This window comes from Achromobacter sp. ACM02, assembly GCF_014851605.1.
Taxonomy (GTDB): Bacteria; Pseudomonadota; Gammaproteobacteria; order Burkholderiales; family Burkholderiaceae_B; genus Achromobacter; species Achromobacter aegrifaciens.
In genome coordinates this window covers 55253-71167 of record NZ_JACUZY010000013.1, presented here as the reverse complement: position 1 = coordinate 71167, position 15915 = coordinate 55253, and the positions used below count along the sequence as shown (strand labels likewise).

Sequence of the window (15915 nt, the reverse complement as noted above, 5' to 3'; positions counted from 1 at the left end):
GGGTTTCAGCCGGCGCAGGAATGGCCGGCCTGCGCCAGCATCGCCTGCCCGGAGCAGACATCGGCCGCGGGGGCCCGAACCCGCTTGCGCATTCGGACGATGTCGGGGTCCTTGCCCAGGAAGCCCAGCACATTGCGCATCACGCGTTCGCGCTCCTGGTCCACGCAGATCATGTGATAGCTGTCCTCCAGCATCACCACCGTCGACTGGGATATGCGCCGCTCCAGGAAGCGGGCTGAGCGCGGACTGGTCAGCTCGTCCTCTTCCGCATGCATGATCAGAGTCGGGCAGCGCATGCGCTCCAGCCCGCGCCGCACCATGCCGCGCAACCGGTCCACCTGGCGCACGCAAGCCAGCGGCACCCACTGGTAATGGAAACCGTCGCCGCGCGCGAACCCCGCCTTGATGAAGGCGCGCACCAGTTCGCTCTTGACTCCATATGGATCTTCCTCGCGCACGCGAATCCGCCGCCGCAGGCCCGGCAGGCGATACACCAGGTAGCGCACGGCCCGGTACCAGGGCGTGCTCCATCCATCCAGGAACACCGGCGCGGACAGCGACACCAACGCGCCGCGCGTGTGCGATTCGCGCTTGCATAGCTCCACCGCCAGCAGCGCCCCCAGGCACATGCCGATGACATGCAGTACCTCGTATTGCGCACAAAGTTCGCGATAGCGCTGCGTGACCACCGCCATCCAGTCCTCGACCGTCACGTCAAGCAGGTCTTCCGGACAACCGGCATGGCCGGGCAAGGTCACGCCGTGGGGTTCGACCCCGGCGCGCGCCAGCACCTTGTGCATGGCGCCCATGTCGAATTCGGTGCCGCCCAAGCCGTGGATAAGCAGCGCGCCGACGCGTTGCTGGCTCACGGCGCACTCCCGGACGGCGGCAACGCCAATAAAAACAAGTCATTCATGAAACACCCCTGAAGCATGGCGGGCAGGACGAAAAGGCCTGTCCGACCCTGGCGTCATACTAGGCAGGGGGTGTCCGGGAAGATCGGCAAAACTGTCGGAGAACCGTGAAAATCCGTAAAGCCCACGGCCGGGGGGCTGAACTAATCGCGTTCGGCCAGGTAGCGCGTAGGCGTCACGCCGAAGGCGGCGCGGAAGCTGCCGATGAAGGCGCTGGTGCTCTCGTAACCCACCGAGAGGCCGGCCTCGGTGACGGAGCCGCCGCGGCAAAGCAGCTCCAGGGCGCGCAACAAGCGCGCCTGCTGGCGCCATTGCCCCAGCGTGACGCCCGTTTCCTGGCGGAAACGGCGCATCAGCGTGCGCGAGGACATGCTCAGGCGCTGCGCCCACTCATCGATGCCGGCGGTGTCGTCGGGCCGGTCCAGCAGCGTATTGGCCAGATCCTGCAAACGCGGATCGACAGGCATGGGCAACAGCACGGGTTCATGCTCGCGCTGCTTGAGCTCTTCCAGCAGCACGTCGAACAACTGTTCCTGGTAGGCGGGAGACAAGGTCGTGTTCGGCTGGACCGACGTGAAGCGGTCCATCAGGGCTTCGATCAGCCTGGACGCGGGCCAGGAGCGGCAGCGGTCCGGCAGGCGCCCGCAGGCGTCGCGGCGCACGTACAGGAAGGACCCGCGCGCCTCGCCGAACCAGCGCGCGCCGTGCTGCACGCCGGGCGGAATCCAGCCCAAACTGCCCGGCATCACCGTCCAAACCTGGGCGCCCGCCTGCACCAGCACCAGCCCCTCGTGCACGAGCACCAGCATGCCCTCGTCATGGACATGAGAGGGTACGGCAATGCCTTTGGATTCACGCCGTCCCTGGACGCTGAACGGCGTCAGCAATACGTCCGGCAGGGGAGGCGCAACGGCCACGTGAAGCATGGTTGGCAGGTTTGAGCTACAGGTTGACGGTTTCCGGTGAGCGGATCCAGTTGGAAATGTACATCATTCTCACCTGGATATCAGCCACGCAAGGAAAACCTCCCATGGACCACTCAAGACTGCGCCATGCCGGCATCAAGGCCACCTTCCCGCGCATGAAGATCCTGGATCTCTTCTATCAGCACGCCGGCCTGCACATGAGCCCGGCCGACATCTACCGCAACCTGCTCTCGGACAGCAGCAACATCGGACTGGCCACCGTTTATCGCGTCATCACGCAACTTGAAGGCGCCGGCCTGCTCAAACGAACTCAGCTCGACGCCCACACCACCGTGTACGAGCTCAACGACAAAGGACACCACGACCATCTGGTCTGCACCGATTGCGGACGGATCCTTGAGTCCAGCGACCCGGCCATGGGCCAGCTGGTCAGGAAGATCGCCAAGCGCAGCGGCTTCCTGCTGGACTCCTACAGCCTGGTGCTTTACGGCCACTGCGGCTGCGGCAAGAACGCCGCCGCCCTTCCTCACGGAGAATTCGAATGAACCACGAACAGTTTTTCTTCCACGACCTGTCCCAGTTTCCCATCGTCACGTCCAGGCATGGCGGCGCGCCCGACGGCTATTCCGCCAGCTGGATACGCGAAATGGAAATGCTGGTAAACAACCCCCAGAGCTTCGTCATGGTCGTGCCCGACATGCGGCAGGAAGCCGGCCAGGCCGACCGCAAGGCCATGATCGAATGGCAGACCGCCAACATGCCGCGCCTGAAGGCCCGCTGCCGGGCATTCATCGCCGTGGAGGGCAATGCCGAAGCGTTGGACAAGATCCGCAAGCGCGGCGAAAAGATGACCCGCGCCTTCGGCGTGCCATTCCTGGCCGTGGCCACCGTCGGCCAGGCGGCGCAATGCGCCCGCGAACTGCTGGGCCAGTCGGGCCCGGGGGGCTTTATCGTCGACTAGAAGGGCCCGTCGATTTAAGAGTTGGCCGCCAGCGCCGTTGTCCATTGATGTCAGGGCGCTGGTACCCGCCGGGTTGCGCGCCCCTTCAACCCCAGGACCGGCCGCCCAGCATGAATCGCGCACTCGCCTGCATTTTTTGCCAATCGACGCTTGCGCAAGGTGCCCCGCTGCTCGAACAGAACGGTGCAGCCATCTGCAAGGCCTGTGCCGACAGCTTCTCGGCCCGGTTCTCCGAACGCGCCTGGACCATGGCGGCCAGCCTGCAGGAACAGCTCGACGTGCTGCTGGACGAAAGCCGGCGCGCCCTGGCGCATAGCGAATTGATGGCGGAGCGCGCCCGCAGCTGCGGCCTGAACCTGCACGATCTGTCGGCCATGCCGGCGCGCACCCTGTCCTGAAATCCCCGCGGTCAGCGCCCTCCTCCTGCGATTTGCACACGTTGGTCGATGGCGCCGAACGGCGCATCGCCATCCGGTCCGCGCGCCAGGATGCGCACGCGATCGCCATGCCGCAGGTAGGGCGGCAGCCGCGCTTCCGGCACTCCGTCGAGCTGCGCGCGAACCCGCGCTTCGGTAATGCAGGCGCTGCCCGCGCCCGGGTCCGCATTGCTGATGGTCCCCGCGCCGATGATGCTGCCTGCCGCCAGGCTGCGCGTCCTGGCAAGGTGCGCGATGATCTGTGCGAAGTTGAAGACGATCTCGCTATTGGCGTGAGGCTCGCCAAAGCGTTCGCCGTTGATCTCGATGCGCACGGGCAGGTCCAGCATGCAATCCTTCCAGGCGGCGCCCAGCGCGTCCGGCGTCACCGCAATGGGCGCAAAGCTGGTCGCCGGCTTGCTCTGGTAGAACCCAAAGCCCTTGGAGAGCTCACCCGGAATCAGCCCGCGCAGTGACACGTCGTTGAGCAGGACCACCAGCGCGATCAAATCGGCGGCCCGGGCGGCATCGGTGCCCATGGGCACATCCTTGGTGATCACGGCGACCTCGGCTTCCAGGTCGACCTGATGGGCCTCGTCGATCGCCACGATGGCGTCCTGCGGCCCGATCATCACGTCCGACCCGCCCTGGTACACCAGCGGCTCCTCTTCGTAGCGCGGCGGGATAGGCTCCCGGCGCCACTGGTAGATCAAGCGCGCATGATTGCGGTAGACGGAGGCATCCGCCCACTGATAGGCCCGTGGCAACGGGGCCATGCACTGGCTGGCGTCGAACGCGCCCGCTCCCGCCCACTCGGCGGCGTCGAGCTCCTGCGCGTGGCGGGCGAGCTGCGGCGCCAGCGCATCCCAATCATCCAGCAGGGTTTGCAGCGTAGCGGCGCAGCTCCCCGCGGATATCCATCGCAGGCCCGACGGGCTCACCAGCATCAGCTCGCCGTCACGCGTGCCGTTCCTGCGCGTCGCCACGCGCAATGGCAAGGCAGGCTTGGTCATGCCAGTCTCCCCGGCGCCGCCGCGGCGCCCCGCTTGTCCTCGGTCCAGCGGTCCAGCGCCGCGCGGGCCTCCCGCACGTAACCCTCGACGACTTCGGGCGCGGCCACTTCGACCGTCAGCTCCAGCCGCAGGCCGTTGGGATCGAAGAAATAGATCGATTCGATGTAGCTGTCGTGGTCCGTAACGCCGACCACTTCCACGCCATGGGCCTCCAGCCGCGCCTTCATGGCAAGCAGATCGTCGCGCTGCGGCACCCGCAGGGCTATGTGATTGACCCACCCGGGCGTGTTCGGCGATGGCAGCGCCGCGGTCTGGTCACCCAGGTCGAAAAACGCGATGCAGGAGCCGTCCCGCATGCGGAAAAAAATATGCACATAGGGGCAGAATTCACCGGTGCTGGGCACGGAGTCCTTCTTGATGACATGCACCAGCGGCAAGCCCAACAGGTCTTCGTAGAAGCGTCGGGTCTCCTCGGCATCCCGGCAGCGCCAGGCGAAGTGATGCAGTCCCTGCACGGGACGAGCGGCAGTATGGTCCATGCGATTCCTCAATCGAGCGAGATCTTGTTGGCGCGGATGACTTCGCCCCAGCGGGCCGATTCGGCGCGCGCCAGAGTCCTGAATTCATCAGGCGTTCCGGGCAGCGGCTCGAAGCCGAACTCGGCAAAGCGTTTCACCACGGCGGGATTGGCCAGCGCCGCATTCAGCTCCTGGTTCAGGCGCGCGACCGCTGGCGCCGGCATGCCCTTGGGGCCGAGCATGCCCTGGAACGCGAACACCTCGGCGTCCGGCACGCCCAGTTCGGCCAGCGTCGGCACATCCGGCAGCAGCGACGAACGGGCCTGCGAGCCGATGGCCAGCGGCCGCACCTTGCCGGCCTTGATGATGGACGCGCCCGAAGCCAGGTCCAGGAACATCACCGGCACCTGCCCGCCCATCACGTCCTGCATGGCGGGCGCAGCGCCGCGGTAAGGCACGTGGGTCAGACGGGCGCCGGTCCGGCTCTGGAACAGCTCCATGGCCAGATGATGCGGCGAGCCGTTGCCGACCGAGGCGTAGTCCACCTTGCCCGGCTCGGCCTGCACGCGCGCCATGAACGTCTTGAAGTCCGCAGCCGGAAACGCCGGATTCACCACCAGCACCAGCGGAAACTTGCCGATGGCCCCGATATAGGTGAAGTCCTTTTCCGGACTGAAGGCCAGCTTGCGGAACAGGTGCTCGTTAAAGGCCAGCACGCCGTTGTCCGCCGACATGACGGTGTAGCCGTCGGGCTTGGCGTTGGCGACCTGCTCCGCGCCGATATTGGTCGCGGCCCCCGGCCGGTTGTCGATGATGATCTGCTGGCCCAGCGCGGCGCGCATGGACTCGGCCAGCGTGCGCGCGAGGTTGTCGGTGCCTCCGCCCGCGGGATACGGCACCACCCACTTGATCAGTTGGTCGGGATACTTGCCCTGGGCGCGGGCCAGCGGCGTGGCTGCGGCCAGGGCCGAGGCCCCAAGCGCCGCGAGGAAATGGCGTCGGTTCAAGTCTGTCTCCTTTGGAATGGTCGTCGCCGGTCAGTCGGCTGAAAGCGAGGGATTGGGCAGGTCAAGCAAGGCGTGCTCGATGGCGTCCAGGCAACGCTGCTCGTCCTGGACCTGCTCGAACAACAGCAGGGCCAGGCGCGCCAGAAACAAGGACTCACGCCCGCGCCCGGCGGTCGCGATGGCGTTGCTGCAGCGGGCATAGATACGGTCCTGGACCGCGGCGTCGACAATCATTGAATGGCTCCTTGCGCCCCGCAGGCGCGTTCGATGGCGGACAGCACGGTGTCCAGCGATGGCGAACGCCACCGGCCGCAGACATGGCCGTCGGGCCGCAACAGATAGGCCATGCCGGCCTGCGGCGACTCCGCGTGCGCCGCAGGCGCGGCACAACGGCAAGGCAGAAACCGCCACGCAGGCGAAGCCGTCAGCGCTTCCAGCGCCTCCTGTTCCGGCCAGCCGCCGAACGCCAACAAAGTGAAACTGCCAGGCGTCAGCAGATCGGTCAGGTGCCCGCCGCCCGCCGTCCCGCCGTCCGTCAGCGGCGCGCCTGGCGCCCAATCGCCCCCGCCCTCGTCATCCGTCGACAAGGGCGATCCCGCATAGGCGATGGCTCGCGTCTGCCGCGGATTGACCAGGCGCGCGATGCCCGGATGCCGGCCCGCCAGCGACAGGCAGGCCTCGCGCATCAGATCGAAGCCGCGATGCGGCGGCGACATGAACTCGGTACTGCGCATGGCGTTCTCGGCATTGATGTGGAACGCCTGCCGCCGTTCGCCGCAATAGCTGTCCAGCAGAGCATCCGCGCCCTTGCCTTGCAGCACGGCCGCCAGCTTCCAGACCAGGTTGTCGGCATCGTCAAAACCTGAGTTCAAGCCGCGCACGCCGAAAATCGGCATGGCATGCGCGGCGTTGCCAGCGAACAGGATGCGGCCATGCCGATAGGCATCCAGCGTCATCGCGCCCGCGCGGTACACCGAAGTCCACACCGGCGTCCAGGGCAGATGTCCTTCGCCGATGGCGTCCAGATGCGTCTGCACGAATGCCTGCACCTGATCCGGCTGCAAGGCTTGCGCGGCATCCGCGCCGGCCGCCAGTTGATAGTCCACCCGCCAGATGTTGTCCGGCTGGCGATGCATCAGGATGGTGGTCCCGCGCGCCCAGGGCGGGTCGAACCAGGCGCGGCGCTCCGCAGGATGGTCGCTGGCGAGCTCGATATCGACGATCGCGTAGCGGCCTTGATAGCCCGTACCCTTCAGCTCCAGACCCAGGCTGGAGCGTATGAAGCTCTGGCCACCATCGCAGGCCAGCAGCCAGTCGGCGCGCGTCTCGTAGCTGCCCAGCGGATTTTCGACCCGCACGCTCACGCCCCCGGTGTCGGGACGGCATTCGACCACCTTGCTGGCCCAGCGAATATCCACCCGCCCCGGGAAGCGGCCATTGATGTCGTCGATGGCGTCCAGCAGGAACTGTTCGATGTAGTACTGCTGCAGATTGATCATCGGCGGGTACTTGTCGCCCGGCGTCGACGGCATGTCGAACACCAGCACCTCCTCGGTGCCGTAAAAGCTGCGGCCCCGGGTCCAGGCCAGGCCTTTTTCCATGAAGGCCGGCGCCACGCCCAGGCGGTCCAGGATTTCCAGGCTGCGGCGCGAAATACAGGCCGCGCGGCTGCCCTCGCAGACCGAGTCGTCGGCCTCGATCACCACGCTGTCCAGGCCCAGTCGGGCCAGACCCAGCGCGGCCGCCAGCCCCACCGGACCGCCGCCCGCAATCAGCACGCGATGATGCCGGGCCTCACCGCCTTCCGCGTTGAGCCGGGGCAGCGACGGCGGGTAGCGCCGGTACTCGAAGGGTCCGATTCTTTCCAAGGGCATGCGCAAGTCCTGAACGTGTCATCAAAAAAAGGCCGTATTGGCTTGCGTCATATTCTGCGGGGCCGGACTGGTTAATATGTCCTAATTAATCAGGACAGACTAACCCGCTATGAAATTGCTGCCGCTGCCGCCGCGGCCCCTTCCTCCCGGCCAAGCGCTGAGCATTGCACTGATGAATGCAATCGGCGCCGAAAACTTCGCCGCCGGGGTGCTGGACGCGCTGGGCACCACCTTGCCCGCCAGTCATTGCACGGTGTTTGCGCTGCGCAGCAGCGGGCGTGTGGAAGCCGTTTCGAGCGCCAGCGCCATCGGTGAAGTCGCAACGCTGACCGCCATCGAATACATGCGCCTGGGCTTCGACAAGCAGGACTCCAACATGATCTGGCTGTCCCGGCGCAAACCCGCCAAAGCGCGCCAACTCTGGATCGGGCATCAATTCGCCGAAGAGGTCGCCGATGCCCACTACCGCCGCGTCTGCTATGACGAGCCCGGCATACGCGAACGCATGTCGCTGCTGGCCGTGTTCCCTGACGGCTACCGGGTGGCGGTCAGTCTGCACCGGAACTTTTCGTATCCGGACTACGGTCCCAAGGACTTCGAGCGCATGTCGCAACACGCGTCGCTGATCGCGGCGGCAGTCATGCGCCATGTCCAGGTGACCCGGCGCGCGCCCGCGGACCAGCCGCTGCAGGTACAACTCTTGACCAAGCTATCGGGCCGCGAACGGCAACTGATCACGCATGTGCTCGACGGACTGACCACCAAGGAAGCAGCCCTGGAAATGGGCGTGTCCGAGACCACTGCCCTGACCTATCGCTACCGGGCCTTCCAGCATCTGGGCGTGCGCAACCATCGGGAGCTCATGGCGCTGCTGGGCGCGAGCCTTCCCAAGCGCGGCAGGCCGGCGCGCTGACCCAACTTCCGGGCGACAGCCGGCATCACGGCAGGGCCAGTCCCGCGGAGTCCATGAGACCGGATTTTTGCGCGCTGGACCGCCCTTCCTTGGAGGCAGCGAACATGGAGTCCCGTGTGGCGATCAGGCAATCGATGAAGCACTCGGCGGCCGGCGTGGGCGGCGACTCCTTTTTTGCCAGGATCGAAATGCGGGCAGAAGGCAACTCATGCGCCAACGGCATCATGCGCATGTTCGCCGGCAGGAGGTCATGCTCGAACAAAGGGCGTACGAAAATGCCCAGCGCATCGCTTTTTGCCATGATGGCCAACGCCACTGCCACCGAATGGCAGGAAATGGTGTCGCGCGGCAAAGACAGGCCGTGCGCGGCGAAAGCCAGCCTCAGCAGGTTTGTGGGGGCTTCCGGGTTACCCGGCACGAGCCAGGGCGCGTCATGCAACTCAGCCAGGCTGCGCGCCTTGCGCAGCGGATGCCCCAGACGCGCGCCGACCGCGAGCGGCAGCGTGAACAGCGGACGATGCGCGAAACCGTCGATGATCTCGCCGTCGTACTCGGTTTGCACCAGAAAATCGTAGCGTCCGGACTCCAGCTGCTCATGGCTGTAAGGCGGCGCCACTTCATTGAACGAAACCGCCACGCGCGGCATGCGCGCGCGGAATGCAACCAGTGCGTCCGGCACGACGACCAGCGCCGCCGAACTCACGGCCAGGTTCAACGTACCGCCTTCACCATCGCGCATCTGACCGATTTCCTCACGCGCGCGGCGGGTCTCCTGCAGGATGACGATGGCCCGTTTGTACAGCGCCTCGCCGTAGGTAGTCAGCTCCACACCCTTGACGCTGCGGCGCACGAGATCGACCCCCACGGTCTGTTCGAGTTCGCGCAAGCTGCGGGTCGCGGCGGGCTGCGTCACGGAGAGCGCTCGCGCCGCGGCGCGGATGCTGCCGTGCTCGGCGATCAACGCGAAGGCGCGCAATTGGCGTAGGTTCATGCGTTCGGCTCCGGCGGACTTTTGCGGAATACAAAAGGACAGATCACTGCGCGCAACTTCGGTTTTTCATTCTATGGCAACCATATAGCAGCGGCGCACAGATGTGCTCGCGCGGAATTCACCGGCAGCCTGCGGCAGGAACGCCGCCACCGGCGCGGCCACCATTCATGCAAGGCACGATTCGCCCCCGGGGTATATGCGCAGGACTTTTCAGGTCACCCGCCCTATAAGGAAAAGTATTCATTAGAACGCAAATCCTGTCTTTTTCTTATTTCAAGGCGTCCTTATAGTGCCTCTCAAAGAAGGGGGGCCGAGACCAGGATGCACAGACCGCGCCCCCCGAGAGACACCAGGGAAAACCATGCCTTCCGATCGGCGTGGCCGCCCCATGACGACACTGACGCGCCTGTGGCGTGACGCCCCGAATCTGAATCGCCATTCCATGTTGGCGACCGGATCAAAACACTGGGGGAAAGGGAGGCTGCTCTATATAAAAAAGTGTTCACCAAATCGAATTTTCTTTCTTTTTCTTATCCAAGGGCATCCGTATAGTGCCCTTCGAGAGGCGAGCCCAAGGCCCGGGACCACGGATCGGCGCACCTCTCACCAGACACCAGGGGAAACCATGTCTATCGCAATCGCAGCGACCGCGTCCAACGCGCTTTACACGCCGTCCATGCGCCGGCGCGTCATCGCTGGCACCACCATCGGCAACGCACTTGAATTCTTCGATTTCACCGTTTTCACCTTTCTGATGCTGGTGCTCGGCCCGCTGTTCTTCCCGGCCGCCTCGGGCTACGGCCAATTGCTCTTGACCACCGCCACCTTTGGCGTCGGATTCCTGATGCGCCCCGTGGGCGGCATGCTCATCGGCTCCTATGCCGACCGCCACGGCCGCCGTGCGGCCATGACGCTGACGCTGTGGATGATGGGCCTGGGCTGTGCCTTGATCGCCGTGGCCCCCACGTATGCGCAAATGGGCATGGTCGGCCCGGTCATGATGGTGCTGGCCCGACTGATCCAGGGCTTCGCCGCGGGCGGCGAGGTCGGCGCCTCCACCACCCTGCTGGTTGAACATGCGCCACGAGGCAAGCGCGCCTTCTATTCCAGTTGGCAGTTCGGCAGCCAGTCGCTGGGCGTAATGCTTGGCGCACTGGTCGTGACGCTGCTGACCATGGGACTGACAACGGAACAGATGCAGGCCTGGGGCTGGCGCGTGCCATTCGTGATCGGCATCCTGACCGTGCCCGTGGGCGCCTACATCCGCCGGAACCTCGAAGAAACGCTGACCAGCTCGCCTCAAAACACCGGCAAACCGCAACGCGCGACCGCGCACCGCGCCACCACTCACCAACCTTTGCGCCGCGTCTTCGCCGACTACAAGGTCACCATACTCAAGGGCATCCTGTTGCTCATCGGCGGCATGGTCAGCACGCAGATCCTCAGCTTCTACATGCCAGCCTATGCCAACCGGGAATTGGGCTTGCCGGCGACGTCCACGCTGTCGGCAAGCGTCGTGTTCGGCGCTGTCGGCTTCCTGATTGCGCCATTTGTCGGCATGCTTGCGGACCGCTATGGCCGCAAGCGCGTGATCTTCTGGTCGCGCCTGGCGACCCTGATCGTCCTGCTGCCCTGCTTCCAGTGGCTGATGACCGCACCCAGCACCGAACGGCTGATGTTGCTCGTCGCCCTGTTTGCGGTACTGGTGGCGCTGCAGTCGGCGCCGGCATTCACGATGCTTCCCGAACTCTTCCCCAAGGCCGTACGCACGACGGGCATGTCGGTCGTGTACGGACTGGGCATCTCCGTGTTCGGCGGCTTCGCGCAGTTCTTCGTGACCTGGCTGCTGCACGTGACCGGCAACTCCATGGCGCCGGCGTGGTTCCTGATGGTGGCGATAGCGCTTTCAACAGTGGTGCTGTTCTGGATCGACGACCGCACCCACGACGACATCGACGCTCAGGAGGCCTGATGCAGCTCGGTTCCAGCTACTTCTCGCGCAGCTACGAAGAGGCTCGCCACCGTTTCGTGCTCGCGGCCAAACCACTGGCCACGCACTTTCACTCCTACGTCATCGAACCCGCGGGCCGCGCAGGCGAAGCGTTGGCAACCGATGTCGCGTTGATCGGCCCGCCGGACGCGGAACGGCTGTTGATCATGACCTCCGCCACGCATGGCGTGGAAGGCTTTTGCGGCTCGGGCTGCCAACTGGCCCTGCTGGACGACGCCGCCATGCTGGAACGCGCCCGCAGGGCCGGCGTGGCGTTGCTGCTCGTGCACGCAATCAACCCTTACGGGTTTTCCTGGCTGGCGCGTACGAACGAAGACAATGTCGACCTGAACCGCAATGACCAGATCTTCGACGGTCGCCCCCTGCCGCAGAACCCTGGATATGCCGAAGTACATGATCTGCTGCTGCCCAAGGAATGGCCGCCCGCCCCGTCGAACATCGCGCGAATCGAAGCCTACCTCGCCGAGCACGGCCGGGCGGCTTTTGCCCAGGTCGTGACCCGCGGACAGTACACGCACGCCGACGGCCTGTTCTACGGCGGCAACCACACCACTGCGTCGCTACTGAATCTGCGCCATATCCTGCAACAGCACGGCAGTCGCAGCAAGCATATCGGCTGGATCGACGTGCATACAGGATTGGGGCCTCGCGGTCACGGCGAGAAAATCTACGCGGGCCGCCGCGACGCTGCCGCGGTCGCCAGGGCCCGCCAATGGTGGGGCAGCGATATCGCGGTTCCCTACGAAGGCAGTTCCGCATCGGTGGACATTACCGGCCAGTTGGCGGGCCTGATCTACCAGACTTGTCCGGACGCCTTGCACACGCCGATGGCGCTGGAGTTCGGCACCGTGCCCCTTGACGTCATGATCGAAGCGCTGCGCGGCCGCAACTGGTTGCTCGCTCATCCAGAGGCCGACGACGCCAAGCGCGACGCCATCCTGAACGCCACGCTGGATGCGTTCTACTGCAACGCCGCCGATTGGCACGGCATGATCCTGGGCCAAAGCCGCGTGGCCGTTCTGCAAGCCCTGTCCGGCTTACAGGAGGCCTGATGCTAACCAGCGCGAGCTACTTTTCCCGCAGCTACGCCCAGGCGCGCGAGCGTTTTGCGCAGGCGGCCAGGCCGCTCGCCGATTCGTTCCACTCCTATGGCATCGACCAGACCGGCAGCGAAGGCGAGGCATTGAGCACCGATGTCGCCTACATCGGCGACCCCGACGCCGATCGGATTCTCATCATGACATCCGCCGTGCTGGGAGTGGAAGGATTCTGCGGCTCCGGGTGCCAGCTCGCGCTGCTCGACGATACCGTCATGCTGGCCCGCGCACGAGAGGCCGGCGTGGCCTTGCTGCTGGTGCATGCGGTCAATCCTTACGGCTATTCCTGGATCGCCCGGACGGACGAGTACAACATCGACCTGAACCGCAACGGACTGCCCTTCGACGGACGACCGCTACCGGCAAACCCCGAATACGCAAGGCTGCACGACCTGCTGCTGCCCGAGGAATGGCCCCCCACAGAATCCAACCAGCAACTGATCGCCCAGTACATCGCCGAACACGGCCAGTCCACATTCGCGCAAGCGGTCTCGCGGGGCCAGTATTCGCACGCCAACGGCCTGTTCTATGGCGGTGACCGTCCGGCGGCATCGCTGCAAAACCTGCGCCGTATCCTGCACGAGCATGCGCGTACGCGTACCCATATCGGCTGGATCGACGTGCACACCGGCTGGGGACCGCGCGGCCACGGCGAAAAACTCTACGCCGGCCGCCACGACGACGCCGAAGTGGCGCGCGCACGCCAGTGGTGGGGAAGCGACATTACCGTTCCCTATCAAGGCAACTCGGTGTCGGTAGATATCTCCGGCCAGCTTGCCGATCTGATTTATCAGGCCTGTCCTTTGTCGCTGCCGACGTCCATGGCCATTGTTTTCGGGGCTGTCCGTTTCGACGCCATGGTGCATGCGTTGTGCGGCAGGAACTGGCTGCACGCGCACCCCGAAGCGCCGGACGAATTGCGGCGGACCATCCTGCAGACCACGCTGGACGCGTTCTATTGCAACGAGGCGAATTGGCACGGCATGGTGCTGGGACAAACCCGGGTTGCAGTGCTACAGGCGCTACGCGGCTTGCAGGTAGCTTGACGCAATGAGTCAAAGCGATTGCTCGGGGTGTACGCGCTCATGGTTTGAAAGGAATTGACTTCGTCTCAGGATACGGGGGGTGCATAACATGGATCGGTTGGGCTTTACGGAAGAACAGATCAGGCATGCGTTGAGACAGGCGACGCTTGGCACGCCGATGTCTGACATCTGCAAGCGCATGGGCGTGAGCGTAGCGATTTTCCACGAGTGGAAGACGCATTACGACGGGCTTGCGTCCTCTGAACTGAAGTTGCTGAACAAGCTGGAAAGCGAGTGCAACCGGCTTGAACGCCTGATCGCCATCCTGGCGCTCAACAAAGTGATACTGCAGGACACGCTCGGAGCCAAGGAGTGAATCGCGCGCGACGCGGCAAGTCTGCCGCTATCCCTCCCGCCTGTTGAAATCTCTTCGTCCGCACCGTTCTTTTGAAATCCCTGAACCGCTACACGGTGGCCTATGTCATCGGCGTGCTCATCCCGGTCAGCGCGCTGATAGGCATTCAACTTACGCATAGCTGGCGGGCCCACGCGGCGGCGCGCGATGCCATGTCGAGCCTGGGCGTCGTCCAGGGCACGCTGGAGGCGATGGCTACCGTCCTGATGGAACGCGGTTCGATGAATGCGGCGCTGATTGAAGGCCAGCCGGTATCCGAGGCCAGACAGCAAGAACTACAACTCGCGCGCAACGCCAGCGACAACAGAATTGCCGAGCTGCTGGAACTGCACCGAACCCGCAGCTGCGACAGTTGCAGGGATGTCCGAGCCACCATCCAGCACATCGCGCGGACCCTGGTCCAACACCGCGCCGCCGCAGATCGGCTCATCGCCAGGCCGCGTGCGCTGATCAGCGCGCAAGAGCTGAATGACGTGGTGGTCATCATGGCCGGGCTCATTCCCGCTCTCGAGGAAACCGCGCTCGACAACTCGGCCGTCGTGATCCGACATGAAGTGGAAAGCCCCGGCCTCATGACCATTGCCATGCTTGCTGCAGGCCTGCGCGAACAAGCCGGCCTGCTGGGATCCTCCTTCATGCCCGCACAGGTTCAGCGTCGCCCTCTCAGTGACTTGGAAACGCAACGCATCGAACAGCAGCTTGGACGCGTTTCGCAATTGCGTGCGTTGCTTGAAGTACAGCTTTCCACCCATGCGGACCTCGAGACGCGCGCGTATCCCCGAGTTCAGTTTGAGTATTTTGGCGCAGGCCTGGAGTACATCGAAACCTTGCGCCACACGCCGCCTTCAAGCGCGGACTCGCCCAGTCCGCAGGCGGGCACGCAGGAGCGTTATGTTCCGCTGATGCAATCCATCGTCGACTTCCGCGATGAAGTGCTGAGCGTATTGGAAAAGCTCCTGGAACGGCAACGCGTCAACGCGGTGACGGAACTGGTCACGACCACAGCGGTCGCCATCGTGCTGTTGCTGGCCGCCACCTGGGGATTCACCAAGTTCCGCTGGCGTCTGATACGACCGTTCGTCGTGGCCACCGAAATCATCAACTCCATCAATGACAACGCCCCCGCGCCAATCTCCGGCGCCGGCTATCGGAAGGAAGTCCGCGGCCTGTTCGACGCCATTCAGAGATTGAAGGAGGACGCCATCGCCAAGTCCCGGACAGAGCATGAACGCGAGCGGCTCATCGCCGATCTGGCGACCTTGGCGGAGACAGACTTCCTCACGGGGCTGCTCAACCGTCGCGCATTTCACGTCCGCGCCGTAGCCTTGTGCGCAAGCCTGCATGAGCTGGAACAGATGCTGACTTTGATCGTCTTCGACATCGATCATTTCAAGCGGATCAACGATTCCTACGGCCACGCCGGCGGCGACAACGTGCTGGTGGCGGTGGCCCAGGCATGCCATCAGACATGGCGGCGCACCGACATCGTTGCGCGCATCGGCGGCGAAGAATTCGCGGTGCTATGCACGGTTCCCAGCATGGCGCAAGCAAGCGCAATGGCGCAGAGCATGCGCCGCCGCATCGAACGCCTGACGGTCCCTGCCGACGGCAGGACCATAACGTCGATCACCAGCAGCTTTGGCGTGGTCTGCGCGCGGGCAGATGAAATCAGCGATATCGACGCGTTGCTGAAGCAAGCGGACGCACTGCTCTATCGCGCCAAGGCCTCTGGCCGCAACTGTGTCATCACGCAATCCGACAACCCGGCGCGATAAATCGATGGATGGCTTTCACCTGCGCCGCGCGGGCTTGCGCGGCGTGATCTACGGTCGCC

At 64.7% G+C, this 15915-nt stretch carries 17 protein-coding genes; 9 read left to right on the top strand and 8 right to left on the bottom strand.

Annotated elements, in window-relative coordinates:
• Positions 1-5: 5 nt before the first annotated feature.
• Both IB258_RS28940 and IB258_RS28935 read right to left on the bottom strand, forming a co-directional pair.
• Positions 6-869, bottom strand: coding sequence for a carboxylesterase (locus tag IB258_RS28940; RefSeq protein ID WP_054457560.1), 864 nt, complete (start codon positions 867-869; stop codon positions 6-8).
• Positions 870-1057: 188 nt separating this feature from the next.
• Positions 1058-1840: an AraC family transcriptional regulator gene (locus tag IB258_RS28935; RefSeq protein WP_192353536.1), complete on the bottom strand. Its 783-nt coding sequence runs from the start codon at positions 1838-1840 to the stop codon at positions 1058-1060.
• A gap of 104 nt (positions 1841-1944) precedes the next feature.
• On the opposite strand from IB258_RS28935, the gene IB258_RS28930 reads away from it, so the two are divergent.
• The 3 genes from IB258_RS28930 (at position 1945) to IB258_RS28920 (ending at position 3199) form a co-directional block, all read left to right on the top strand.
• Positions 1945-2385, top strand: coding sequence for a Fur family transcriptional regulator (locus IB258_RS28930; RefSeq protein ID WP_054457561.1), 441 nt, complete (start codon positions 1945-1947; stop codon positions 2383-2385).
• Positions 2382-2801 carry a hypothetical protein gene (locus tag IB258_RS28925; protein ID WP_054457562.1) on the top strand — a complete coding sequence of 140 codons (420 nt, stop codon included), beginning with the start codon at positions 2382-2384 and terminating at the stop codon, positions 2799-2801. Before IB258_RS28930 ends, IB258_RS28925 begins: the two co-directional genes overlap by 4 nt.
• A 110-nt stretch (positions 2802-2911) precedes the next feature.
• Entirely contained in the window at positions 2912-3199 is a 288-nt protein-coding gene (locus IB258_RS28920) for a hypothetical protein (RefSeq protein ID WP_054457563.1), read from the top strand.
• A gap of 11 nt (positions 3200-3210) precedes the next feature.
• On the opposite strand, the gene IB258_RS28915 is transcribed toward IB258_RS28920, so the two are convergent.
• Genes IB258_RS28915 through IB258_RS28895 form a run of 5 tightly spaced genes read right to left on the bottom strand, consistent with a single transcriptional unit; the run spans position 3211 to position 7629 of the window.
• Complete coding sequence (locus tag IB258_RS28915; RefSeq protein ID WP_119451419.1) at positions 3211-4230, bottom strand: fumarylacetoacetate hydrolase family protein; 1020 nt, start codon at positions 4228-4230, stop codon at positions 3211-3213.
• Positions 4227-4769 (bottom strand): VOC family protein, encoded by a 543-nt coding sequence (locus IB258_RS28910; RefSeq protein WP_054457565.1) that lies wholly within the window; start codon positions 4767-4769, stop codon positions 4227-4229. The genes IB258_RS28915 and IB258_RS28910 overlap by 4 nt, the downstream gene beginning before the upstream one ends.
• 8 nt (positions 4770-4777) lie before the next feature.
• Entirely contained in the window at positions 4778-5755 is a 978-nt protein-coding gene (locus IB258_RS28905) for a tripartite tricarboxylate transporter substrate binding protein (protein WP_192329690.1), read from the bottom strand.
• A gap of 30 nt (positions 5756-5785) precedes the next feature.
• Positions 5786-5989 carry a hypothetical protein gene (locus IB258_RS28900; protein WP_054457567.1) on the bottom strand — a complete coding sequence of 68 codons (204 nt, stop codon included), beginning with the start codon at positions 5987-5989 and terminating at the stop codon, positions 5786-5788.
• Positions 5986-7629 (bottom strand): FAD-dependent monooxygenase, encoded by a 1644-nt coding sequence (locus IB258_RS28895; protein ID WP_192329688.1) that lies wholly within the window; start codon positions 7627-7629, stop codon positions 5986-5988. Before IB258_RS28895 ends, IB258_RS28900 begins: the two co-directional genes overlap by 4 nt.
• 172 nt (positions 7630-7801) lie before the next feature.
• Between IB258_RS28895 and IB258_RS28890 the strand changes: the two genes are divergently transcribed.
• Positions 7802-8542, top strand: coding sequence for a helix-turn-helix transcriptional regulator (locus IB258_RS28890; protein WP_225589009.1), 741 nt, complete (start codon positions 7802-7804; stop codon positions 8540-8542).
• Positions 8543-8567: 25 nt separating this feature from the next.
• Here the strand turns inward: IB258_RS28890 and IB258_RS28885 are convergent, their stop codons facing one another.
• On the bottom strand, positions 8568-9533 hold the full coding sequence (locus IB258_RS28885; RefSeq protein WP_054457570.1) for a LysR substrate-binding domain-containing protein: 966 nt from the start codon (positions 9531-9533) through the stop codon (positions 8568-8570).
• Positions 9534-10158: 625 nt separating this feature from the next.
• Here IB258_RS28885 and IB258_RS28880 point away from each other — a divergent pair.
• From IB258_RS28880 to IB258_RS28860, 5 genes are all read left to right on the top strand, one after another.
• Positions 10159-11505 (top strand): MFS transporter, encoded by a 1347-nt coding sequence (locus IB258_RS28880; RefSeq protein ID WP_192353535.1) that lies wholly within the window; start codon positions 10159-10161, stop codon positions 11503-11505.
• Positions 11505-12596, top strand: a complete 1092-nt coding sequence (locus IB258_RS28875; protein WP_192353534.1) for a M14 family metallopeptidase — start codon at positions 11505-11507, stop codon at positions 12594-12596. The genes IB258_RS28880 and IB258_RS28875 overlap by 1 nt, the downstream gene beginning before the upstream one ends.
• Positions 12596-13687 carry a M14 family metallopeptidase gene (locus IB258_RS28870; protein ID WP_119451418.1) on the top strand — a complete coding sequence of 364 codons (1092 nt, stop codon included), beginning with the start codon at positions 12596-12598 and terminating at the stop codon, positions 13685-13687. Before IB258_RS28875 ends, IB258_RS28870 begins: the two co-directional genes overlap by 1 nt.
• Before the next feature lie 88 nt (positions 13688-13775).
• Complete coding sequence (locus IB258_RS28865) at positions 13776-14042, top strand: transposase (RefSeq protein ID WP_175163501.1); 267 nt, start codon at positions 13776-13778, stop codon at positions 14040-14042.
• Between the two features lie 71 nt (positions 14043-14113).
• Entirely contained in the window at positions 14114-15856 is a 1743-nt protein-coding gene (locus tag IB258_RS28860) for a diguanylate cyclase (protein WP_125472045.1), read from the top strand.
• The last annotated feature ends 59 nt before the right edge of the window (positions 15857-15915 follow it).